Here is a 22,877-nt window from a genome sequence, read left to right as displayed (position 1 = left end):
AGGCTAACAGGGCGTTCAATAGCTTAAATCATAGATTTTTGACTACTTAGCCAACTCCACCGCTTTTTTGGCACCGTCCCACATGTCCTCGGCGGTTATGAAATTCAGCCCAGATTCCGAGAGAATTCTTTTACCTTCCTCCACATTGGTGCCCTCCATCCTAACCACCACCGGCACCTTTATCTCCACCATCTTTGCTGCTTCAACGAGTCCGTTAGCAAGCCTGTCGCACCTTAGAATGCCACCGAATATGTTTATAAACACCGCCTTTACGTTCTTGTCTGCAATCAGGATCCTAAAGGCGTTGGCGATCTGTTCCACATTGGCACCGCCACCCACATCCAAGAAGTTTGCGGGCTCACCACCCGCCAGCTTGATTATGTCCATGGTGGTCATGGCAAGCCCTGCACCATTTACCATACAGCCTATGTTTCCGTCAAGCTTTATGTAGTTTAGGCTGTAAGTTTTTGCCTCCACCTCCAATGGGTCCAGCTGGGTCAGATCCTCCATCTCCTCCAGGTCCTTGTGCCTGAAGAGGGCGTTGTCGTCAATTTCTACCTTGGCGTCCAAAAGAACAAGCTTACCATCCTTTGTAAGCACCAAAGGATTTATCTCCACAAGGCTGGCATCCAACTCCTCATAAGCCCTATACAAACCCAGGGCGATCTTTACAAAATCGTTAACGGGCAGACCCAGTTTAAAGGCAAGCCTTCTTGCCTGAGAGGGCATGAGACCGAGGTCTGGGTCAATGTGTAGCATGTGGATAGCTTCCGGCTTTTCCTTTGCCACCTCCTCAATCTCCATACCACCCTCCGCAGAAGCCATCAGCACAGGCTTAGAGACAGACCTGTCTAAGGTTATGGAGAGATAATACTCCTTCTCTATGGGCGTTGCCTTCTCTATCCAAACCCTGTTTACGGGCTTTCCATCGGGACACTGGAAGGTCTTTAGCACCTTTCCAAGCATACCTTCCACCGCAGCTTCAAGCTCCTCCATGCTTTTTACCAGTTTTACACCGCCTGCCTTGCCTCTTCCACCGCAATGCACTTGGGCTTTAACCACCAATGGAAATTCACCAAGCTCTTCTGCCGCCTGCTTGGCTTCCTGCAAACTGAAGGCTACCTTACCCTCTGGAACAGGAAGGTTGTATTTTTTCAGAATTTCCTTTGCCTGATGCTCGTGCAACTTCATGCTTACCCCCTAAGAGAGTTTGTTAAATTATACCACCGTTGGCTTAAAATTGTTCCTATGGAGTTTCCTAAGCTAAGACCCAGAAGGCTGAGGTTATCAGAAAACATAAGAAGGCTCGTCCGAGAGACCCGGCTTACCCTTGACGATCTAATATATCCCATCTTTGTCAGATACGGAGAGAACATAGTGGAAGAGGTCCCATCCATGCCCGGCGTTTATCGCTACAGTGTGGACAGGGTTGTGGATGCGGTAAAGGAGGTCAGAGACCTGGGCATACCCGCCATCATACTCTTTGGAATACCCGAACACAAGGACGAAATAGGTTCCGACACTTGGAGCGAGCAGGGTATAATCCAGAGGGCTCTCAGAAGGATCAAAAAGGAAGTGCCCGAGATGTATGTAATAACCGATGTATGCTTTTGTGAATACACCACTCACGGGCACTGCGGCGTGTTAAAAGGTCATACTGTGGATAATGACCTGACCCTTGAAAACTTAAAAAAACAGGTAATTTCTCACGCAGAGAATGGTGCGGATATGGTAGCACCTTCGGGTATGATGGACGGTATGGTTCAAGCCATAAGGTCTGCCCTTGACTCTGCAGGTTATACTCACATTCCGATAATGGCATACTCTGCCAAGTTTGCCTCCGCCTTCTATGGTCCCTTCAGGGACGCAGCAGAATCTGCCCCCGCCTTTGGAGACAGGAGAAGCTATCAGATGGACCCTGCCAACGCAAGGGAAGCCCTAAAGGAGGTGCTTTTGGACGTTCAAGAAGGCGCAGACATAGTTATGGTAAAGCCCGCTTTGGCATACCTTGATATAATAGCCAAGGTAAAAGAAGCCACACTTATACCAGTCTGTGCCTACAACGTTAGCGGAGAGTATGCCATGATAAAGGCTGCCGGAAGGCTTGGCTGGATAGATGAAGAAAAGGTGATGATAGAAACTTTAATATCCATAAAGAGGGCTGGGGCGGACATGATCATAACTTACTTTGCAAAGGATGTAGCAAAGCTCATAAACAAGGGCATAATTTGAATGCTGTTTATCTATAATCTTAGGGAGTTTTTAAAAGTACTTTTACTCCTCAGTTTGGTTTTTAGCTTTCTTTTGAGCCTTTACTCCTTGGTGGATATCCTACTCCTATACAAAGTGTCTGCACCACACATAATCCCGAAGGCTATACTAATAACAGTATTCTCAAGCTTTTATTACACTGCACCCATCTTAAATTGCCTTGCCCTGATGGTCTATATGAGAAGGGTGTTTAAAAAATCTTATGACAGGCTTTCTTACTCTTTTGGTATATCGCCGTTGAGATTTTTTATGCCTGTTTTGATGGCTTCTTTTATTCTTTCCCTTTTACAGCTTGCTTTGAGCTACAGTTTTTATCCAAAAATCTTTAAAAATGCCTACGCAATTGAGAGGGAGTTCAAGAAGGGAAAGGCAAAAGAAGAGCTTGTTTTAAACAACTTTTGGCTCAGCCTGGGAGAAGGAGAAAAAAGGGCTTACGTAAGAATAGGCTTTGCAAACCTGATGGATGGCAGGGTTTATGATGTCTTCTCTGTGTATTTGCAGGGTAATTATATATACGGAGTGCTCTACGCCAAAGAAGGGCTATGGAAAGACAGAAGTCTAACACTCATTGGAGCGGAAAGGAGTTATTCTGATAGCGGGTTGAAGGAAAAGAAGGATATAACCTTGGAGTTTATATCTGTGGATGATGCAAAAGCCTTTGGAGAAAAACTGAGCCACTTAAGGATGGATAAGCTGATTTCCCTTTACTCTTTGGCAAGTTCTCTGGGTATGAACAGGGATGTTTATCTTGCGGAGCTTTTGTTAAGGCTCGTTATCAGCCTATCTGTGCTCGCACTTACCCTACCCTTAGCCTACCATCTTTTAAAGGAACGTAGCTTTCTAAAGCCTTCTATGTTTTTTCTTCTTTACATAGCCCTTTACATACTTAGTTTGAACCTTATAAAGATCACTGCCCAAGAGCTGGGACGCAGTCCCCTTTTGGGAGCCTTGCCCTTTTTCGTGCTTGTCTTACTCTCCTTCAGAAGCCTTTACTATCTGGGCAAAGGATTCAGGGTCTAAGCTGGCGGTTCCCACCAAAAGACCATCCACATCGGGCATAGAAAGAAAGTCTTTGGCGTTCTTTGGGCTTACACTGCCTCCATACAGAACTCTAACATCTCCCAAAAACTCCTTTATAAACCTATGGACAAATTGGGCATCCTCCGGTGTGGCGGGTGTTCCTGTGCCTATTGCCCAAATAGGTTCATAGGCGATGTCAATCTTGCCCGCCAAATCCTCCAAACCGGACAATCCAAGCTTTAGCTGGCTTTCCACTACCTTTAAGGTCATGCCTGCATTTCGGTCTTCTATCTTTTCCCCAACGCAAAGGATGGGTCTTAGCCCCTTTTCCAAGCAGGCTATAACCTTTTTGTTTATCATCTCGTCAGTTTCTCCAAAAAGCCACCTTCTTTCTGAGTGCCCTACTATAACATAAGACACGCCAAGTTCCTTGAGCATACTAAGGGATATTTCTCCCGTAAAGGCTCCCTTTTCCTCATAGTGGCAGTTTTGAGCTCCCAGCTTTATATGGCTATCCTTTAGCATTTCTCCTGCCACACAAAGGGAGGTAAAGGGAGGACAAAGAAGAATTTCCGTGTTTTTAACATCCCTTACAAGTTCTAAAAACTTTGTTATGTACTCCCTCGTTTGGGAGGGGGTTTTGTTCATTTTCCAGTTTCCCGCAATTAGCTTCATAGCAAAATATTCTACAATATTTGTATGGAAAAGGCCTTAGTGGGTATAATAATGGGGAGCATCTCCGATTGGGAGTATCTAAAGCCCGCCTATGAAGTTTTGAAGGAGTTTGGAGTGCCCTGCGAGGTTAAGGTTGTTTCTGCCCATCGCACACCTGAACTTATGTTTGAGTACGCCAAAACCGCAAGGGAAAGGGGCATAGAGGTGATAATCGCCGGCGCGGGAGGTTCTGCCCACCTACCGGGTATGACCGCTTCTATGACTACCTTGCCAGTTATAGGTGTTCCCGTACCCACAAAGCATTTGGGAGGTGTTGATTCTCTACACTCCATCGTTCAAATGCCCGCGGGCATCCCTGTGGCTACTGTAGGCATTGGCAATGGCACCAACGCAGGACTTTTGGCGGTCAGGATACTTTCTATAAAGTATCCAGAGCTTGAGAAAAAATTGCAGGGTTACACCAAAAAGCTGAAGGAAAAGGTAGCTAAGATGAACGAAGACCTAAAAAATATGCTATAATAAAATAGAATGGAGGAAGGAAATGGCACTGAGGATTAGACTCTCTAAGTTTGGTAGGACTCACCATCCTATATATCGGATAGTAGTGATGGATAGCCGTTCTCCAAGGGAAGGTAGGTATGTGGATATTTTGGGAACTTATGACCCAAAGAGAAAGGAACTTTTGGATATCAAACCAGAAAAGGTAAAAGAATGGCTTGAAAAAGGTGCAGAGCTTACCGATAGAGCAAAAAGCATACTCAAAAACGCAAAAATAATCTAAGAAGGAGGTAGTTCCATGAGCCAACTGAGAGACATCGTAGAAATCACCGCCAAGTCCCTTGTGGACAACCCCAACGGGGTCAATGTGGTAGAGATAGAAGGGGAGAAGACCATAGTTATTGAGCTGAGGGTGGACAAGGCAGACGTAGGAAAGGTAATAGGCAAGCAGGGCAGAATAGCCCGAGCCCTCAGGACTATCCTATCCGCTATGGGTAGGAAGACCGGCAAGAGGGTGGTTCTTGAAATCCTAGAGTGATATATTCTTTAGATGCACTATACGACCACCCTCCACTAAGATAGCATCTACCCTGCACTCCTGTGCAGGGGCTTTTGAAAGAAATTCTTCTGCGCACTTGTAGATACGTTGAAGTTTTTTGTAGTTGATGCGCTCCGCGGGGTTTAGCTTTGTGGTTGTTCCTTTAACCTCCACGAAAACTAAAACATCTCCGTCTAAGGCTATAATGTCTATCTCTCCACCCCTGCAGTAAAAGTTCCTGTGAAGGATCCTATACCCAAGATTTGTTAAATATTCGCAGGCTATGTCTTCAAAGCTCTTACCCTTCTTCAATTTCCCTTATAACCTCCTCCAAGGTTATAGGAGTGGTGCCTAGCTTTCCTACCACTATGCCTGCGCATAGGTTTGCAAGCTCACAGGCAATATGCCAATCTTTTGTGGCTATGTAAGCGGAGGTAAGCACTGCCACTGCGGTGTCTCCTGCACCCGAAACATCATAAACCTGCTTTGCCTTTGCAGGAAAATGAAAGTACTCTCTATCAAAGAGGGACATGCCCTTCGCACCCAAGGTTATAACCAAAGTCTTCAGCCCAAGTTCCTCTTTTAGCTTCCATCCAAGCGTTTCCACCGGTTTGTCTCCGCCCATCTGCTTTGCTTCCTTTTCGTTGGGGGTCATGAGGTCAGCACCAAAGTAAAGATGCTTATTAACAGGTCTTGGGTCTATGGAAATAAAGACTTTCTTTTCTTTTATTCTGTCCATCAACTGCTGGCATACAACTCCCTTGGCATAGTCCGAGACTATAACCCCATCCACATCTACATCAAGCCTTTCAAGGAGTTCCTTTAAAACCTTTCCCTCTATGGGTCTTTTGTCTTCCCAGTCTATACGTAAGAGTTGTTGGGACATAGAAACCACCCTTGCCTTTTCTGTGGTTGGCCTTTGGGGATCCTCCACCGTTAGGTCCTCTATGCCCGCAGACTTCATAAGCCCCCTTAGTATGTGCCGTCCGTAGTCTGCTCCCACCACGCCCGCCAGGTAAGTTTTTACACCCAAGTTAGCCAAATTGTTTGCCACGTTTGACGCCCCGCCTAAGCGGAACTCTTCCCTTTCCACCTCCACCACCGGAACCGGTGCCTCGGGCGAGATCCTTTCCACTCTCCCAAAGATATAACGATCAAGCATAACATCCCCCACCACCAAGATCTTTAAGTCCTTCATTTTCCTGAGGGTCTCAAGCATCTTGTCCTTCATCAGTCTTAAGTCTATCATAACCTGAACCTGATTTGCCTCATAAACTTTTACAACAAACCGCAAATGGTATAAAATACTAAACCCACTATGGCTATAAAAAAGGTAGACAGGAAGGCTTTTCTGAACATAATAGAAACTGTGCTCTTTTTGGATTTCATAAAGGGGCTTTCGGTTACCCTCAAAAACCTTCTCCGAAGGCCCATAACTACCAACTATCCGGTGGAAAAGCTCACACCCCCAAAGCGCTACAGGGGAGCCCACGGACACTTTGTATGGGATGGCACAGAGCCAGACTCCCTGAGGGCTATAGAGAAGTTTATGAGCTTTGAGAAGGGCAAAAGCAGATGCGTTGCCTGTTATATGTGTCAGACCGCCTGTCCTATGCCCACCCTGTTTAGGATAGAAGCGGTGCAAATGCCCGACGGCACAAAAAAGGTGGTACGCTTTGATATGAACTTGCTAAATTGTCTTTTCTGTGGTCTTTGTGTGGATGCCTGTCCGGTAGGCTGTCTTACCATGACAGACCTTTATGAACTGGCAGGATACTCCCGTAGGTCGGCTGTCCTTAAGATGGACAAGCTGGAAGAAAATGCCATAGACTGGAAAAAGAGAAGGGGCAACGACCCAGACAGAATTTGGATAGACGACGAACACAGAGAACGCCTTTGGGGGAAGATAGAGTGGAGTGGCTGATTTTTGGCTTTCTAAGTCTTTGGCTTTTGGTTTCAGTCTTTGGTACCCTTTTCCTGAAAAACCCGGTCCATGTGATCCTTGCCTTCTTATCGGTTATATTGGCTATAGCGGGTATCTTTTTGCACCTTGGGGCGGAGCTTTTGGCGGGTTTGCAACTCATAATATACGCGGTTGCCATAATCGTCTTTTATGTTCTGGTTATAACCACCATTCCGTGGGAAAAGGTAAAGAAATTTGAAGGCATTTACAAAAGAGAAGCCCTCTTGGCAGTGCCCTTTTTGCTGGTCTCCTTCCTTCCCATCGCATACATGGTGTTGAATGGTAAGTTTGCAGTTTCCGGGAGGGTTATAACGGAGGGTAACATTCAAAGCGTGGGCAAAACCCTATTTACCAACTACCTCTTTCCTTTTGAGGTGGCTTCTGTTATACTTTTAACCGCAATGATCGGAGCCATCCTTCTCGGGAGGAAAGAGGAGTGAAAATAGAGATTGCTTATATTCTTATAAGCATTTTTTTATTCCTCTGTGGGCTTTTTGGTGTTATCATAAGGAAAAACCTTATAACCCTTTTGGTGAGCACGGAGCTAATGCTAAACGGTGTGAATTTAGGGCTTGTTAGTATGGACAAAATGGTGGGTGGTGTAGAGGGGCAGGTTTTTGCCCTCTTTGTGCTCACCGTAGCTGCAGCGGAGGTGGCGATAGGTTTGGGCTTGGTGGTGGCCATATTCCGCCTGAGGGGCTATGAAGGTTCCTCTGAAATAACCCAACTAAGGGACTGATATGGACGCGTTGTTAATTATTTTATTCCCACTTCTTGCCTTTTTGCTGATAGGACTTTTTGGCAGAAGGCTGGGAGATTTACCTTCAGCTATAATAACAGTCTTGGGAAGTACCCTCTCATTCATCTTCTCAATCCCTGCCCTCTTGAAAGCTTTGAATTCTCCCTTTTCTGTCAAACTCTACGACTTTATAAGCCTTGGCTCTTACACCCTCACCCTCGGTCTCTACTTTGACCCGCTCTCTGCCATTACTACTTCCCTCGTATGTCTTATATCAACCCTGATATTCATCTACTCCATAGGATACATGGAAAATCTTTTTGGACAATGGACCTACAAATTCTACGCATACCTTTCTTTATTCCTCTTCTCTATGCTACTCATAGTGCTGTCGGATAACCTGCTTGGTATGTTCTTCGGTTGGGAAGGTGTGGGCTTGGCATCTTACCTTTTGATCGGCTACTTCCACCAGCAAAAATACGCCACAAACTCTGCCTTTGAAGCCTTCGTTATGAACCGCATAGGAGACTGGCTATTCCTTTTTGGCATATTCTCCATCTTTTACCTCTTTGGAAGTTTAAACCTTTTGGAGATATTCTCCAAGGTCAAAGAAATAGACCCTAACTTGCTTGGGCTTGCGGTTTTACTACTCTTTGGGGGTGCGGTAGGAAAGTCAGGACAGGTTCCACTTCACACATGGCTACCAAACGCCATGGCAGGTCCCACACCCGTGTCAGCCCTTTTGCACTCTTCCACGATGGTAGCAGCTGGCGTGTACATGGGAGCAAGGCTATATCCTGTGTTTGAGTCTGCACCGCAGAGTTTGAAGGTGGTAGCCCTCATTGGAGGAATTACTGCGCTGTTTGCTTCGCTGGCGGCCACCTCCCACACAGACATAAAGAAGATCATAGCCTTCTCCACCATGAGTCAACTGGGTCTGATGTTTTTAGCCTTGGGCATAGGGGACATGAGTTCTGCCATGTTTCATTTAACTACTCACGCCTTTTTCAAGGCACTGCTGTTTTTGTCGGCGGGTTCTATAATCCACGCCTTTCACCACCATGCCCGTGACATATATGAAGTGGGAGGGCTAAGAAAGCACATGCCCATAACTTATGCTACCTTCTTTGTGGGGGCGTTGGCATTAGCGGGCATATTTCCCTTTGCGGGATTTTGGAGCAAGGACCTGATAATAGCCAGTAGCTACGAGGCGTCTTTTGGTTTGGGAGTGTTTGTAAGCTTTGTAAGCTTTTTGACCGCTTACTACATATTCAGGGAAGGGTTTGTGATGTTTTACGGACCAGAGAGGCACAAGGAACACTTTGAGGAGGAACCACATGAGGCACCTTCTGTTATGCTTGTGCCCATGGTGGTGTTAGCCATAGGTTCAGCGGTAGTGGGCTTTTTTGAAGGTTGGTATATGAGTGCGTTAAAGGATCACAAGGAGATGCATTTAAACATAGCCATAAGTTCGGTGGTAATAGCCCTTTTGGGAATAGGTTTAGCGTATTTGGTGTTTGTCAAGAGAGTTTTGGACCCAGAAAAGCTGTATCAGTCTTTAAAGCCTGTTCATACCACCTTCAAAGAACAGTTCTTTACAGAAAGGTTGTATCACAAGGGATTTGCAAAGGGCTATATGGAACTCTCAAGGGGTCTTTTCTTGGTGGGTGATAGGTTCTTAATAGATGGTTTCATAAATCTTTTGAACTTTCTTTACTTTAAAGTGGTCAAGTTTCTGTGGATTAAGCTGGACATATACACGGTGGACCTTTTTGTTAATGGGGTTGCCAAGTTTTCCTTTAGGTTTGGGAGAAAAGCAAGCCTAATACAAACTGGTCTTCTAAACAACTATGTAGCCTTTTTGCTCTTTGGATTGGTTGTTTTGCTGGGAATAATCATTTACTTTATGAGGTGAGCCATGGAGCTTGTGCCTGCGGTTTTTCCCTTCATTCCTTTGAGTATAGTCCTGCCTCTGCTGGGCATAGTGCTCATTGTTCTTCTTGAGGAAAAATTTGCCAAGTGGATTGCCCTTGTCTTTTCGGGTGCGGTCTTTGTTCTCTCTTTGGTTTCTCTCCTTTACTTTGACTTTTCTCAAGCCCAAAAGGTTCAGTTTTACCAAAGCATTACCCTAATTGAGGAGCTGAAGCTAAGTCTCTCCTTTGGTGCAGATGGACTTTCCTACCTTATGTATATTCTTACTACCCTGGTTTCCTTTGTAGCTATATGCTGGTCTATAAGGGACCATCAGATAAACCACCGGCTGAAGGAGTACTACACCTGGTTTTTGCTCTCTGAGAGCTCCCTCGTGGGTGTATTCACCAGCTGGGACTTGCTCGTCTTTTATGTCTTTTATGAGCTTACCCTTGTGCCCATGTTCTTTGTTATAGGCATATGGGGCTACAAGCTAAGGCTATACTCTGCCTACAAGTTCTTTGTTTATATCTTTGTCTCTTCTTTGTTTTTCCTTCTGGGGATAGTAAGCATTGCGGTGGAGCATTATAGACAGTTTGGTAAATTCTCCTTTTCCTACTTTGACCTCCTGCAAAACCAGTATAGCTTAGCTTTTGGACTTTTCCTTTTCCTTCTCTTCTTTATTGCCTTTGCGGTAAAGACGCCCATAGTGCCCTTTCATACGTGGCTTCCCGATGCCCACGGTGAGGCTCCCACCGCTGGTTCTGTGGTGCTGGCGGCGATCCTCTTAAAGATGGGTACTTATGCCCTTCTAAGGTTTAACATTGGGCTTTTCCCAGAGGTTGCGGTCTTTTTGATGCCTGTCCTTGTGCTTTGGGGCATAGCCACCATAATCTTTGCCTCTTGGTTCACCATAAGCCAGAGCAATGTTAAGCGTTTTGTTGCATACTCTTCTGTTAGCCACATGGGCTTTGTGGTGGCGGGTATGTTTTTACTCAACAAGGAAGGTCTTAGGGCGAGCATAATGGAGATGTTTGCCCACGGACTTACCTCTGCCTCTTTGTTTATGATGGCAGGTTTTATATACAACAGACTGCACAGTTTTAACATGCAGGCACTGAGGGGTTCCATAAGGTTTATGCCAGTGTTTGCGGTTCTTACTGCCATAACGGGCTTTTCTTCTATGGGTCTTCCGGGTGGTTCTTCCTTTTGGGGTAAGTTTTTGACCATAATGGGTGCAAGGGAATACACCTTGCAATTGGCACTCCTTGTCCTTGCTGGTGCCTTCTTCAGCGTCCTTTATATGCTTTATCTGTTAAAAACCTTATACTTGGATGTTAAAGAAGAGGGTAGGCTTGTCCATTTTACGGATGTCAGGGGGTTTAAGTTGGTTGCCTTCCTGTTGGTGGTGGTGCCCATGCTTATGGTGGGGCTTCTACCTTTCCTCTTCTTTGCCTTCTTTGACGCCCACATTGACCTTCTTCTTAGGATGGTATTAAAAAGCTTAGGGGGTGGCTTATGGAACTAAAGGATCTAATCCAGATTGAAATTCCAAAGCTTGCCCTCTTTGTTCCAGAGCTGATAGTTCTGATCACGGGCTTTTTGCTCTTTAGCCTTGACCTTATATACAAAAGGCTCTCCCATACTTTGGCAATAAGCGTTAGTGTGATAGGCTACACCTTGGCACTGCTCTATCTGGTCTTTAACTTTGACCTCACAGGAGAGACCTTTTACGGGCTCTATATCAGGGATAGTTTTTCCTCTTTGCTTCAGTTTTTTATGATACTGCTTACCATAATACTTCTTGCCTTTACCCTTCAGTATCAGAGGTTTAAAAGGTCCCTATATGGAGAGTTTTATTACCTTCTGGCTTTCTCCCTTTTTGGTGGTATGGTCCTTGCCAGTTCTTATAACCTGCTTCTGATATACATAGCCCTTGAGGCGGTTTCTGTGTCCTTTTATATCCTTACAGCCCTGCAAAGGAGGGACTTTACCTCAAAGGAGGGTGCGTTCAAATACCTAATATTGGGTGGGCTTGCCATAGCCTTGGCGTCCTATGGTGCTGTTTTCTTATACATATATGCCGGCTCCTTTGATTTAAGGCATGTTCTTCACTTCAATGCACCGGACAAGGGCTTTCTTATTCTGGGCTTGGTATTTTTTCTCTTTGGCCTGGCTATAAAGATAGGGGTTGTACCTTTTCATTTTTGGCTACCGGACGCCTACCAAGGTGCGCCCACACCCATAACCGCCTACATGTCCAGCGTGGGCAAAATAGCCTTCTTTGCACCGGTGATAAGGGTAATGCCCTTGGTTCAGGAGGGTTTTCATAACACTTGGGTTTTAGTAGTTGGAACCTTGGCGGTAATTACCTTCCTTTACGGAAACTTTGTAGCACTTGTTCAGAAGGATGTAAAAAGGATGCTTGCCTACTCTTCCATAGCCCACTCGGGCTACATTTTGGCAGGTGTGTCTGTAGCCAGTGCCATAGGATTAAAGGCGGTTATTTACTTTCTTTTGGCATACTCCATAATGGGTATGCTTGGCTTTTTGGTTCTGGCAGTTTTGGAGCGTAGCGGAAGTTGGGAAAACAAGTTGGAGGACTTTGACGGACTAAAGTATTCGCAGAATTTTATGGCATGGGTTTTTGCCATAGCCCTTTTATCACTCCTTGGTGTTCCTCCCACGGTGGGCTTTTTGGCAAAGGCTTTGGTTTTTATGTCTTTGGCTTACGGTAAGCTGTGGTGGATCGGTATTTTGATGATCGTTGGAATAGGTGTATCCACAGGGTACTATTTAAGGTTGATCGTGCTCATGTTTATGAAGGAGAGAGAAAGGCGAGTGATTGCAAATCCTACAGGTTTTGAAAAGGCGTCCATGATTCTGATGGCAGCGTCTTTGCTGATTCTTGGCATACTTCCTATGCTCCTTTGGAATTACATTAGCCCTACTTCAGAGATGCTCTTTAGGAGGTAAAGGAAATGGACTACTTGGGCTTTTTAATCCTTGCTTTTGTTATGCTTGGTATTGCCCTGCTTATGGTCTTTCTAAACTACTTGCTTGGACCAAAGGCTCCATCAGCCCTAAAGGACTATCCTTACGAATGTGGTGTGCCTCTTTATGATAAATCCGCACAGGCAACCTTTCATCAGGGCTATTACCTTTTGGGACTACTCCTTTTGCTCTTTGATATAGAGGCTGCCTTTCTATTTCCTTGGACGGTGGTTTATAGGTATTTGGGAGTTTTTGGTTTTGTAGAGATGTTTTTGTTCATATTCATACTAACCTACGGGCTACTTTACGCCTGGAGAAAGGGCGCCCTTGATTGGCAGTTTGAAGAAGAGTATATTGATTAAACAAACGGAGGTTAAACCGTGCCCTGGGCTAAGGAAGAAGATTTTTTGGAACTGAAGAAGAAGTTTAAAGACCTGCAGATTGAGGTAAAGCCTACCATCACAAACCTTCATATCCCAAAGCACGAACTCATTGAACTTCTCAAGGACCTAAAACAAATGGGCTATAAGCTGTTTATAGACCACTCGGTGGTGGATTTTCCTGAAAGGTCTCCGAGGTTCCAAGCCTTTTACATACTCTACAATGTGGATGAGCGAAAGAGGGTTATGGTAAAAACTTGGACGGATGGAACACTTCCCAGTATTGAAAAGCTTTGGTTTGCAGGCAAGTGGGCGGAGAGGGAATGCTACGATATGTTTGGCATTCAGTATGAGGGGCACGAAAACTTGGTGCGCGCCTTTATGTGGGAAACTTATCAGTATCACCCACTCAGGAAGGACTTTCCCTTGGAAGGTTATGCCAACGAATACCTTCCATCCCTCAATGAAGTTTTGTGGGGTGAGAACTTACAGGGGCTCATGAACTACGACCGCATGCATACTCCTGTGCCCACCTTGGAGGATTTGGAAATTACCGAAAAGAGAAGGTTAAAGAAAAAGGCACAGCTGGTTTTGAACTGGGGACCCTTGCATCCGGGAACCCACGGTACCATGTGGTTCCTGTTTGACTTGGAGGGGGAAAGGGTTGTCCAGTGCGATGTGATCTTGGGACAACTTCACCGGGGTGTAGAAAAGCTGGCGGAGAACGAAATGTACAACCAGTTTTTGGTCTATACGGACCGTATGGATTATATCTCTGCCCTATGCTCCAACCAAGCTTGGGTGGTGGCGGTGGAAAGGCTTTTGGGTATAGAGGACTTGGTGCCCGAGAAGGCAAAGTACATACGCACCATGATGTCCGAACTGCAGAGGATCAACTCTCACCTTCTTTGGCTTGGGACCTACGCCTTGGACATTGGAGCCCTAACTATATTCTTGTATGCCTTCAAGGAAAGGGAAAAGATCATGGACATCATAGAGGGCATCACCGGTGCAAGGCTTACCATAAGCTACCCAAGGATAGGTGGTGTTAGGATGGACCTGCCGGAGGGTGCCCTTGAGGTTATAAAAGCCTTTGTGAAGAGATTTCCCAAAGAGTTGAAGGATTGGGAAACCATACTGAGCAGGAACAGGATATGGCTAAGAAGAAACGTGGGTGTGGGAATAATAGAGAAGGAGGATGTGTATTATTATGGGCTGACTGGGGCGGTGGCAAGGGCTTCTGGTGTGCCCTACGACATAAGAAAGTTTGAACCTTATGACGCTTACCCATGGGTGGAGTTTGATGTGCCAGTGGGAGAAAATGGGGATGTGTACGACCGTTATCTGGTGCGGTTGGAGGAGATGCGTCAGAGTATCCGGATTATAGAGCAGTGCGTAAGCAAGTTGGAAAAGATGCCCAAATCTGCTCCCTTCTTTGCGGAATCTCCGGATCCCAAAAAGTTAAAGTTGTCCTTGGACGGAATAGGTCTAAAGGTACCGGAGGGTGAAATCTACTCTTCTGGCGAAAATCCACGGGGAGAACTGGGCTTTTACATATACTCCACCGGTGGCGTAAAGCCTTACCGGGTAAAGATAAGGCCAGGCTCTATGTACAACCTGTGTATCTATCCTAAGCTTATGAAGGATAGGGTTATTGCGGATGCGGTTGCCATATTGGCTAGCCTTGACCCAGTGGTGGGTGAAATAGACCGCTGATGTGATAAACTATTAAGCCCTTTTGGAGGAGGTTATGGAGAGCCTTTTTGTCCAGCTACTGGTGATAGGGATAAAAATATTAGTCATATTGGGAGTTGTCCTTGGGCTTGGTGCTTACCTTACCTTGGTAGAAAGAAAGGTGGCGGCGCACATCCAAAGAAGACCCGGACCTATGGTGGTGGGATGGCACGGACTCTTGCAACCCTTGGCGGACGGACTAAAGCTAATTACCAAAGAGGACATATTCCCACGCGCCGGCAACAGGTTTTTATACAACTTGGCCTTGGTGCTCGCCCTTGTGCCCGCGGTCCTCGTCTTCGCGGTGGTTCCCTTTGGTCCGGAGTTTGAGGTTTTTGGTGTAAAGGTAAAGCCCATCCTGACGGATGTGAACGTGGGGCTACTTTTGGTCTTTGCCCTCGGTTCTATGACGGTTTATGCCATAGCCTTGGCAGGTTGGGCATCCAACTCCAAATACGCACTCATTGGTAGTATGAGAAAAGCAGGCATAATAGTTTCTTATGAGGTGGTAATCACCTTTGCGGTTATGGGTCCTGTCATTCTCGCAGGTACTCTCTCTACCTACGAGATCGTTCAACAACAGATTAACCAAAAGCTCTGGTATATATGGCTTCAGCCCATAGCCTTTGTGATATACATGTTTGCCATGCTGGCGGAGGCGGGAAGAGTTCCCTTTGACATTCAGGAGGCGGAGGCGGAGTTGGTGACGGGCTTTACCGTAGAGTACGGGGGCATAAAGTTTGGTCTCTTTCCCTTGGTGGAGTGGTATGTGGAGGTGCTTTCTCTGTCTGCCATAGCGGTGGTTCTATTTTTGGGCGGATGGTCTCCCATAAACATTCCCTTCTTGGGCTTTGTGGACCCGCTGTTTTTCTTGGGACCGCTGTCTCCCTTTGTTTGGTTTGTTTTAAAGGTGGCCCTGCTCTTTCTTTTCGTTCTTTGGCTCCACTGGACCCTACCAAGGTATAGGATAGACCAGATTACAGAGACCGCCTGGAAGGTAATGCTCCCGCTTACTTTTGTAAATTTGGTGCTTACCGCAGTCATTGCACCCATTGTATGGAGGTGAGCCATGATTAAAAAGGTCTTTGAAAAACCACTTTCTTGGCTTGAGAGGATCCTTTTTATAGACTTTATAAGGGGCCTTTCCGTTACCATAAGACACGCCTTTAGTAAAACAATAACTACCCACTATCCTTACGAAAAGCTCACTCCGCCCAAAAGGTTCAGGGGGTTTTTTGGTCATAAGGTGGTGGATGGCACTGAGCCACAGCCCGCCTTTGACGAGTGGGTGGAGAGGTTTAAGATTGAAGTGGAACCCGGTAGAAGCAGGTGTGTGGTATGCTTGCTGTGTAAAAGGGCTTGCCCTGTTCCTCAGCTCTTTGAGATAGAGGGAGAAAAACTGCCCAACGGCAAGAGAAGGGTAAGCGTCTTTAACATGAACATGCTTCTTTGTACTTTTTGTGGTTTTTGCGTGGATGCTTGCCCGGTGGATTGCCTCTTTCAGAGCGACATCCACGAAACCGCCAGCTATAGCAGGAAGGACTCGGTCTTAACCTTGGAGGTGCTGGAGCGTATAGGTAGGGACTGGCAGAGGAGAAGGGAAAAGGAACCAGACAGAATTTGGATAGACGACGCCCAAAGGATGCGCCTTTGGTACGAAAACGACCTAAAGTTGCCAGAGGTGAAAAAGCAATGATGCAGTGGATTGCCTTCCTGTTTTTTGCCTCTATGACCCTTCTGTCAGCCCTTGGTGTAGTCTTGCTTCCAAATATTATCTATGTGATCCTCTCCTTGCTCTCTACCTTGGTTATGGTGGCGGGTATATTCTTTGTGGCGGGGGCGGAGTTGGTGGGAGCTTTGCAACTTCTCATCTATGCAGTCGCCATAGCAGTCTTTTACGTACTGGTGTTAACCGCGGTGCCTTGGGAGAAAGCCCTTAAAAAGGACAGTCATTACCGTATTGAAGGAATTTTGACCTTTCCCATACTCTTGGCTTTTTACTTGGAGATCATACTGGTTTTTCTCATAGGTGTTAGTGTGTCTCCCAAGGGTCAAATAAGGGAGTTCATCCAAAAACTTGGCAACACAGAGGTGGTGGGCTCTATTCTCTTTAGTAAGTACTTTTTTGCCTTTGAGCTGGTGTCCCTGGTGCTTTTGGTGGGTATGATTGGGGCGGTGCTCATAGGAAGGAAGGAGGATAAAACCTATGAAGATAGTACCTCTTGAGGCATACTTGATCCTGTCCCTGCTTTTGTTTGGGCTTGGTGTTTTTGGAATGATCGTCAGAAGAAATTTGGTGGCCATACTCATGAGCACAGAGCTTGCCCTGAACGCGGTTAACATTGCCTTCGTTGGTGCGGATAGCCACTTGGGATTGGTGGACGGTCAGATTTTTGCCCTCTTTATCATAGCCCTTGCGGCGGTGGAAGCGGCAGTAGGTCTTGGTATAATAGTAGCCATATTTAGGCTAAGAAAGGTAGAATCCAGCGACGAGCTAACAGACATGGGAGGATAATATGGAGATTCTTATAATTCTATTCCCCCTTATTGCCTTTTTGCTGATAGGACTTTTTGGCAGAAGGCTGGGAGATTTACCTTCAGCTATAATAACAGTCTTGGGAAGTACCCTCTCATTCATCTTCTCAATCCCTGCCCTCTTGAAAGCTTTGAATTCTCCCTTTTCTGTCAAACTCTACGACTTTATAAGCCTTGGCTCTTACACCCTCACCCTCGGTCTCTACTTTGACCCGCTCTCTGCCATTACTACTTCCCTCGTATGTCTTATATCAACCCTGATATTCATCTACTCCATAGGATACATGGAAAATCTTTTTGGACAATGGACCTACAAATTCTACGCATACCTTTCTTTATTCCTCTTCTCTATGCTACTCATAGTGCTGTCGGATAACCTGCTTGGTATGTTCTTCGGTTGGGAAGGTGTGGGCTTGGCATCTTACCTTTTGATCGGCTACTTCCACCAGCAAAAATACGCCACAAACTCTGCCTTTGAAGCCTTCGTTATGAACCGCATAGGAGACTGGCTATTCCTTTTTGGCATATTCTCCATCTTTTACCTCTTTGGAAGTTTAAACCTTTTGGAGATATTCTCCAAGGTCAAAGAAATAGACCCTAACTTGCTTGGGCTTGCGGTTTTACTACTCTTTGGGGGTGCGGTAGGAAAGTCAGGACAGGTTCCACTTCACACATGGCTACCAAACGCCATGGCAGGTCCCACACCCGTGTCAGCCCTTTTGCACTCTTCCACGATGGTAGCAGCTGGCGTGTACATGGGAGCAAGGCTATATCCTGTGTTTGAGTCTGCACCGCAGAGTTTGAAGGTGGTAGCCCTCATTGGAGGAATTACTGCGCTGTTTGCTTCGCTGGCGGCCACCTCCCACACAGACATAAAGAAGATCATAGCCTTCTCCACCATGAGTCAACTGGGTCTGATGTTTTTAGCCTTGGGCATAGGGGACATGAGTTCTGCCATGTTTCATTTAACTACTCACGCCTTTTTCAAGGCACTGCTGTTTTTGTCGGCGGGTTCTATAATCCACGCCTTTCACCACCATGCCCGTGACATATATGAAGTGGGAGGGCTAAGAAAGCACATGCCCATAACTTATGCTACCTTCTTTGTGGGGGCGTTGGCATTAGCGGGCATATTTCCCTTTGCGGGATTTTGGAGCAAGGACCTGATAATAGCCAGTAGCTACGAGGCGTCTTTTGGTTTGGGAGTGTTTGTAAGCTTTGTAAGCTTTTTGACCGCTTACTACATATTCAGGGAAGGGTTTGTGATGTTTTACGGACCAGAGAGGCACAAGGAACACTTTGAGGAGGAACCACATGAGGCACCTTCTGTTATGCTTGTGCCCATGGTGGTGTTAGCCATAGGTTCAGCGGTAGTGGGCTTTTTTGAAGGTTGGTATATGAGTGCGTTAAAGGATCACAAGGAGATGCATTTAAACATAGCCATAAGTTCGGTGGTAATAGCCCTTTTGGGAATAGGTTTGGCTTATTTAGTGTTTGTCAAGAGGGTTTTAGACCCAGAAAAGCTATATCAGTCTTTAAAGCCTGTTCATACCACCTTCAAAGAACAGTTCTTCACGGAAAGGTTGTACCATAAAATACTGGCGGGAGGGTATATGCTATACTCCAAGGTGCTCTATACTACCTTTGAAAGACAGTTTATAGATGGAATTGTTAATGGCTCTTATGTGGTGTCCTCTGCCCTCGGTAGTCTTTTCAAAGGGCTTCAACAAGGAAGGGTGAATTTGTACATTCTCTTTCTTTTGGTGGGCTTTAGCCTTCTCGTTTTGATAACTTTTTTGGGAGGTAGATGATGGGTGTGCTTTTGACGGTGGCAATCTTTCTGCCTTTGGTTTCTGCCCTTTTGGTGGCAATTGTCCGAAACAGCACCTTTTCAAGGGTCATCTCCATAGCCACCTCTGTGGTTGTGTTTTTGATCGCTGTCTATCTTGGGCTTAACTTTGACTGGAACAATCCCTCCTTTCAGCATACCATCAAATTGCCTTGGATACAGCCCCTTGGCATATCCTTCAGTCTGGGGCTTGATGGTATGGGTATGGCGCTATTCTTGCTTACCGCCCTTATGTTCATGGTTGCCTTTGTTTGGTCTGTGAAGATTGAGGACAGGCCCAATTTATATCACGCCCTATTTTTGCTGCTGGAGACTGCTTGTCTTGGTGTTTTCTCCGCCCTAGACTTTTTCCTCTTTTACCTCTTTTGGGAATTTATGCTGATCCCGATGTACTTCATCATAGGTCTGTGGGGGCACGAAAGAAAGGTTTATGCGGCGAACAAGTTCTTTGTTTATACATTCTTTGGTAGCATATTCTTGCTTTTGGGTATAGCGTCGGTGGTAATTTATGGCTACATAGTCTCGGGAAGTGTTAGCTTTGATTATTTCTTCCTGAAGAACATTCAGTATCCATTGTGGATACAGCTTGTGGCTTTTCTATTCTTTGGGCTTGGTTTTGCGGTAAAGGTGCCCATGTGGCCCTTCCACACATGGCTTCCCGATGCCCACGTGGAAGCTCCTACCGCAGGGTCTGTGATCTTGGCAGCGGTGCTTTTAAAGATGGGAACTTACGGCTTTGTTAGGTATTCCCTTCCCATGTTCCCAGAGGCGAGTAAATATTATGTGCCCTTGATATTCTTCCTCAGTGTGGTTGCCATAATATACGCTGCAATGATGGCGATAGCCCAGACCCACATAAAGAGGCTTATTGCCTATTCCTCCATAAGCCACATGGGTTTGGTTACCTTAGCCACCTTTGCCTCCGACTGGAACGCCCTGAATGGTGCCATATACATGATGGTAGCCCACGGGCTTTCTTCTGCTGCCCTGTTTATGTCTGCGGGCTTTATTTACGACCGCATTCACTCCTACCATATGGATGACCTGGGAGGGCTAGCAAGATACATTCCCAACTTGGCTATCGTGTTCATGCTTAGCGGTCTTGTGGGTATAGGATTTCCGGGTCTTGCAGGCTTTGTGGCGGAGTTTCTCATCCTTCTTGGTACCTATAAAAACTACCCTGTTTGGGCTTTTGTGGCGGGTGTGGGAATGGTTCTCGGTGCTGCATACTTCCTTTACATGTACAAGAGAGTTATGCTGGAGGAGGAAACCATATCCGATTACAGGAGGGAAAAGTGGAGCCATCTTAAGGACCTAGAGCTCCATCACTGGATAGCCTTCGTGTTAGTCCTTGCGTCCTCTGTGCTACTTGGAGTTTATCCCTTGCCCTTTGTTAAGTTGATGGAGCATACCACAAGGATGGTCTTTGGAGGTTGATATGAACTGGAATGCCCTTCTGCCGGAGCTTGTTCTTTCCATTGGCATTCTCCTGCTGTTTTTCTTAGACCTGCTCTTGGATAAAAAACACTTTAAGCTTCTCCATGTGTTGGGTGGCTTTGTGCCCATCTTTGCTTTTATCTTACTCTTTTTTGTAGAGGTGCCCGCAAAGACCTTTTTTGATACTTTTGCAGTTGGTCCCTTTGAGCTCTTTGGAAAGGGACTTTTGTATATTCTCAGCTCATTGTCTTTATTTGCCCTTTATGACTACTTTTTGAAGAAGAACTCTCCCTACGGCGAGATTCCCTATCTGGTGCTCCTTTCTACCCTTGGACTTTCCTTCTTCATGTCATCAAACAACCTTCTTACCCTCTTTGTTTCTGTGGAACTTTCCTCCATTAGCATATACATACTAACTGCCCTTTTGAGGGGAGATTACAACTCAAAGGAGTCTGCCTTCAAATACCTTTTGATGGGTTCGGTGGGGACTGCCCTCTTTGGAATGGGCTCGGTCTTTTACTACGGTGCGACGGGAAGCTTCTTTTTGGTGCCCTACGCAGACCAAAATACTCTGTTTTCTCTGTTTATTCTCTTCTTCTTGTCCGCCTTAGCCCTTAAGGTCTCCGCAGTTCCCTTTCACTTTTGGACGCCCGACGCCTACGATGGTGCACCCACTCCTTTGGTGGGATACATTGCCACTGCGCCCAAGCTGGCCATCTATATGCTCCTGGTCAAGCTCACCCTTCTATTCTCCCAATTTAAACTCTGGCTTGTTTTGGTAGCGGTACTTTCTTTGCTGTCTATGTTCTACGCCAACTTTACCGCCTACGCCCAAAGGTCTGTCAAAAGGCTACTTGCTTACTCCTCCATTGCCCACACAGGATACTTCCTCTTGGGTGTGAGCCTTTCAGACCAAATTTTACAAAAGGCTCTGCTCTTTTACCTTGGTGTGTATGTTTTTGCGGTACTTGGTTCCTTTGTGGTACTCTCTGCCTTTGAAAAGCAGGAGGGCTTTAGCCATCATATTTTAGAATACAGGGGCTTGGGCAGAGAAAACCCTGTCCTTGGCGTAGCACTCTCCATCTTCTTGCTTGCCTTCATCGGCATCCCGCCCATGGCTCTGTTTGTAGGAAAGCTCGGCATGTTTATGGGGCTCGTAAAAGTTGGGCTGGAACTTTTAGCCTTTGCCTTTGTAGTGGCAAGCGTAATCTCCGCTGGGTATTACCTAAAGCTCATGAGCGTTATGTTCTTGGAGGAAGGAGAGGTGAGGTTCAGGGGTAGTTCCCTTTCTGCGGGCGAGTCCTTTACACTGCTTGTCTGCTTGATATTTATTCTTTTGCTTGGGCTTTTCCCTCAACTGCTTTATACTTACATAAAGCTCTAAATGTGGGTTTTAGGACAGCACGACGAACCCTACAGGAAGGCAAGAAACTCCATCCTAAACTTAATAGGCAATACACCATTGGTTAGGCTCAAAAACGTTATTCCCAAGGATATTTCTCCCAAGGTAGAAATCTACGCCAAGCTGGAGGGCTTTAACCCAGGGGGCTCTGTAAAGGATAGGCCTGCCCTTTCTATGTTTTTGGACGCTATGGAAAAGGGGCTCATAAAGGAAGGTAAGGTGGTCATAGATGCCACTTCGGGGAATACAGGGATAGCCTTGGCTATGGTGGGTGCTGCCTTGGGGGTGCCTGTTGAGCTGGCAATGCCTGCCAACGTTAGCGAAGAGAGAAAGAAGATCATAAAGGCATACGGTGCCAAGGTGTATCTAACGGACCCTTTGGAGGGAACGGATGGTGCCATACTGTTTGTTAGGGAACTGGTGGAAAAGAACCCAGAAAAGTACGTGTATTTAGACCAATACAACAATCCTGCCAACTGGAGGGCACACTTTTATTCTACGGGTATAGAACTGTGGCATCAAACTAACGGTCGGATCACCCACTTGGTAGCTGGCATAGGCACCGGTGGAACCATAATGGGCACCGGAAGGAGGCTAAAGGTCTTCAACCCAGATATTCAGATTGTGGGGGTACAACCTGCCTATCCCTTTCATGGCATAGAGGGGCTAAAGCACATAGAGAGCTCCATAAAGCCCGGCATCTTTGACGAGAGCTTTTTGGACAGGACCATCTTTGTGGAAACAGAGCCCGCCTACGAGATGACCAAAAAGTTGGCCATGCAAGAAGCCCTCTTTGTGGGACAATCCTCCGGTGCCGCTCTGGTGGCGGCGTTGGAGCTTGCCAAAGAGCTGGAGGAGGGTGTTATTGTGGTGATCTTTCCCGATGGGGGTAGCAAATATCTGAGCACTGCACCTTTTAACAATCTTTAGG

Annotated in this window: 25 protein-coding genes; 21 read left to right on the top strand and 4 right to left on the bottom strand. The window is 46.2% G+C overall.

The window, feature by feature from the left end:
- Positions 1–42 precede the first annotated feature (42 nt).
- A complete protein-coding gene (gene sucC, locus THERU_RS02545) occupies positions 43–1,191 on the bottom strand; it encodes an ADP-forming succinate--CoA ligase subunit beta (protein ID WP_025305722.1) in 1,149 nt (382 codons plus the stop codon).
- A 57-nt stretch (positions 1,192–1,248) separates the two neighbouring features.
- Between sucC and hemB the strand changes: the two genes are divergently transcribed.
- Positions 1,249–2,232 (top strand): porphobilinogen synthase, encoded by a 984-nt coding sequence (gene hemB, locus THERU_RS02540; RefSeq protein WP_025305721.1) that lies wholly within the window; start codon positions 1,249–1,251, stop codon positions 2,230–2,232.
- A complete protein-coding gene (locus THERU_RS02535) occupies positions 2,233–3,291 on the top strand; it encodes an LptF/LptG family permease (RefSeq protein WP_025305720.1) in 1,059 nt (352 codons plus the stop codon).
- Here THERU_RS02535 and tpiA read toward each other — a convergent pair.
- A complete protein-coding gene (gene tpiA / locus THERU_RS02530; RefSeq protein ID WP_025305719.1) occupies positions 3,241–3,966 on the bottom strand; it encodes a triose-phosphate isomerase in 726 nt (241 codons plus the stop codon). The two genes, THERU_RS02535 and tpiA, sit on opposite strands and share 51 nt — an antisense overlap.
- 24 nt (positions 3,967–3,990) lie before the next feature.
- On the opposite strand from tpiA, the gene purE reads away from it, so the two are divergent.
- Genes purE through THERU_RS02515 form a run of 3 tightly spaced genes read left to right on the top strand, consistent with a single transcriptional unit; the run spans position 3,991 to position 5,002 of the window.
- Positions 3,991–4,485: a 5-(carboxyamino)imidazole ribonucleotide mutase gene (gene purE / locus THERU_RS02525; protein WP_025305718.1), complete on the top strand. Its 495-nt coding sequence runs from the start codon at positions 3,991–3,993 to the stop codon at positions 4,483–4,485.
- Between the two features lie 22 nt (positions 4,486–4,507).
- The gene (gene rpsP, locus THERU_RS02520) at positions 4,508–4,747 is read left to right on the top strand and encodes a 30S ribosomal protein S16 (protein WP_025305717.1); all 240 of its coding nucleotides are present in this window, start codon (positions 4,508–4,510) and stop codon (positions 4,745–4,747) included.
- A 15-nt stretch (positions 4,748–4,762) separates the two neighbouring features.
- Positions 4,763–5,002, top strand: coding sequence for a KH domain-containing protein (locus THERU_RS02515; protein ID WP_025305716.1), 240 nt, complete (start codon positions 4,763–4,765; stop codon positions 5,000–5,002).
- On the opposite strand, the gene THERU_RS02510 is transcribed toward THERU_RS02515, so the two are convergent.
- The gene (locus THERU_RS02510; RefSeq protein WP_025305715.1) at positions 4,994–5,314 is read right to left on the bottom strand and encodes a YraN family protein; all 321 of its coding nucleotides are present in this window, start codon (positions 5,312–5,314) and stop codon (positions 4,994–4,996) included. The two genes, THERU_RS02515 and THERU_RS02510, sit on opposite strands and share 9 nt — an antisense overlap.
- Positions 5,301–6,233: a bifunctional heptose 7-phosphate kinase/heptose 1-phosphate adenyltransferase gene (locus tag THERU_RS02505; RefSeq protein ID WP_156916217.1), complete on the bottom strand. Its 933-nt coding sequence runs from the start codon at positions 6,231–6,233 to the stop codon at positions 5,301–5,303. The genes THERU_RS02510 and THERU_RS02505 overlap by 14 nt, the downstream gene beginning before the upstream one ends.
- An 87-nt stretch (positions 6,234–6,320) precedes the next feature.
- Here THERU_RS02505 and THERU_RS02500 point away from each other — a divergent pair, with 87 nt between their 5' ends.
- Genes THERU_RS02500 through cysM form a run of 16 tightly spaced genes read left to right on the top strand, consistent with a single transcriptional unit; the run spans position 6,321 to position 22,876 of the window.
- Positions 6,321–6,926 (top strand): NuoI/complex I 23 kDa subunit family protein, encoded by a 606-nt coding sequence (locus tag THERU_RS02500; RefSeq protein ID WP_025305713.1) that lies wholly within the window; start codon positions 6,321–6,323, stop codon positions 6,924–6,926.
- Entirely contained in the window at positions 6,914–7,405 is a 492-nt protein-coding gene (locus tag THERU_RS02495; protein ID WP_025305712.1) for an NADH-quinone oxidoreductase subunit J family protein, read from the top strand. The genes THERU_RS02500 and THERU_RS02495 overlap by 13 nt, the downstream gene beginning before the upstream one ends.
- Positions 7,402–7,704, top strand: coding sequence for an NADH-quinone oxidoreductase subunit NuoK (gene nuoK, locus THERU_RS02490; protein WP_025305711.1), 303 nt, complete (start codon positions 7,402–7,404; stop codon positions 7,702–7,704). The genes THERU_RS02495 and nuoK (THERU_RS02490) overlap by 4 nt, the downstream gene beginning before the upstream one ends.
- Position 7,705: 1 nt before the next feature.
- On the top strand, positions 7,706–9,619 hold the full coding sequence (gene nuoL, locus THERU_RS02485; RefSeq protein ID WP_025305710.1) for an NADH-quinone oxidoreductase subunit L: 1,914 nt from the start codon (positions 7,706–7,708) through the stop codon (positions 9,617–9,619).
- Between the two features lie 3 nt (positions 9,620–9,622).
- Positions 9,623–11,143, top strand: a complete 1,521-nt coding sequence (locus THERU_RS02480) for a complex I subunit 4 family protein (protein WP_025305709.1) — start codon at positions 9,623–9,625, stop codon at positions 11,141–11,143.
- Entirely contained in the window at positions 11,134–12,591 is a 1,458-nt protein-coding gene (locus tag THERU_RS02475) for an NADH-quinone oxidoreductase subunit N (RefSeq protein ID WP_025305708.1), read from the top strand. The genes THERU_RS02480 and THERU_RS02475 overlap by 10 nt, the downstream gene beginning before the upstream one ends.
- A gap of 5 nt (positions 12,592–12,596) precedes the next feature.
- On the top strand, positions 12,597–12,971 hold the full coding sequence (locus THERU_RS02470; protein WP_025305707.1) for an NADH-quinone oxidoreductase subunit A: 375 nt from the start codon (positions 12,597–12,599) through the stop codon (positions 12,969–12,971).
- An 18-nt stretch (positions 12,972–12,989) separates the two neighbouring features.
- Entirely contained in the window at positions 12,990–14,705 is a 1,716-nt protein-coding gene (locus THERU_RS02465; RefSeq protein WP_025305706.1) for an NADH-quinone oxidoreductase subunit D, read from the top strand.
- Positions 14,706–14,739: 34 nt separating this feature from the next.
- A complete protein-coding gene (gene nuoH, locus THERU_RS02460; protein ID WP_025305705.1) occupies positions 14,740–15,789 on the top strand; it encodes an NADH-quinone oxidoreductase subunit NuoH in 1,050 nt (349 codons plus the stop codon).
- 3 nt (positions 15,790–15,792) lie between these two features.
- The gene (locus tag THERU_RS02455; protein WP_025305704.1) at positions 15,793–16,419 is read left to right on the top strand and encodes a NuoI/complex I 23 kDa subunit family protein; all 627 of its coding nucleotides are present in this window, start codon (positions 15,793–15,795) and stop codon (positions 16,417–16,419) included.
- Complete coding sequence (locus tag THERU_RS02450) at positions 16,416–16,949, top strand: NADH-quinone oxidoreductase subunit J family protein (protein ID WP_025305703.1); 534 nt, start codon at positions 16,416–16,418, stop codon at positions 16,947–16,949. The genes THERU_RS02455 and THERU_RS02450 overlap by 4 nt, the downstream gene beginning before the upstream one ends.
- Positions 16,930–17,238: an NADH-quinone oxidoreductase subunit NuoK gene (nuoK, locus tag THERU_RS02445; protein WP_025305702.1), complete on the top strand. Its 309-nt coding sequence runs from the start codon at positions 16,930–16,932 to the stop codon at positions 17,236–17,238. The genes THERU_RS02450 and nuoK (THERU_RS02445) overlap by 20 nt, the downstream gene beginning before the upstream one ends.
- Position 17,239: 1 nt before the next feature.
- Positions 17,240–19,069 (top strand): NADH-quinone oxidoreductase subunit L, encoded by a 1,830-nt coding sequence (gene nuoL / locus THERU_RS02440; protein ID WP_025305701.1) that lies wholly within the window; start codon positions 17,240–17,242, stop codon positions 19,067–19,069.
- Positions 19,069–20,544 carry a complex I subunit 4 family protein gene (locus THERU_RS02435; RefSeq protein WP_025305700.1) on the top strand — a complete coding sequence of 492 codons (1,476 nt, stop codon included), beginning with the start codon at positions 19,069–19,071 and terminating at the stop codon, positions 20,542–20,544. The genes nuoL (THERU_RS02440) and THERU_RS02435 overlap by 1 nt, the downstream gene beginning before the upstream one ends.
- A 1-nt stretch (position 20,545) precedes the next feature.
- A complete protein-coding gene (locus THERU_RS02430) occupies positions 20,546–21,928 on the top strand; it encodes an NADH-quinone oxidoreductase subunit N (RefSeq protein WP_025305699.1) in 1,383 nt (460 codons plus the stop codon).
- Positions 21,929–22,876, top strand: coding sequence for a cysteine synthase B (gene cysM / locus THERU_RS02425; RefSeq protein WP_025305698.1), 948 nt, complete (start codon positions 21,929–21,931; stop codon positions 22,874–22,876). It abuts the gene before it with no gap.
- Position 22,877 lies beyond the last annotated feature (1 nt).

Source organism: Thermocrinis ruber (genome assembly GCF_000512735.1).
GTDB classification, from domain to species: Bacteria; Aquificota; Aquificia; order Aquificales; family Aquificaceae; genus Thermocrinis; species Thermocrinis ruber.
This window is presented reverse-complemented; position numbering and strand designations above follow the sequence as displayed.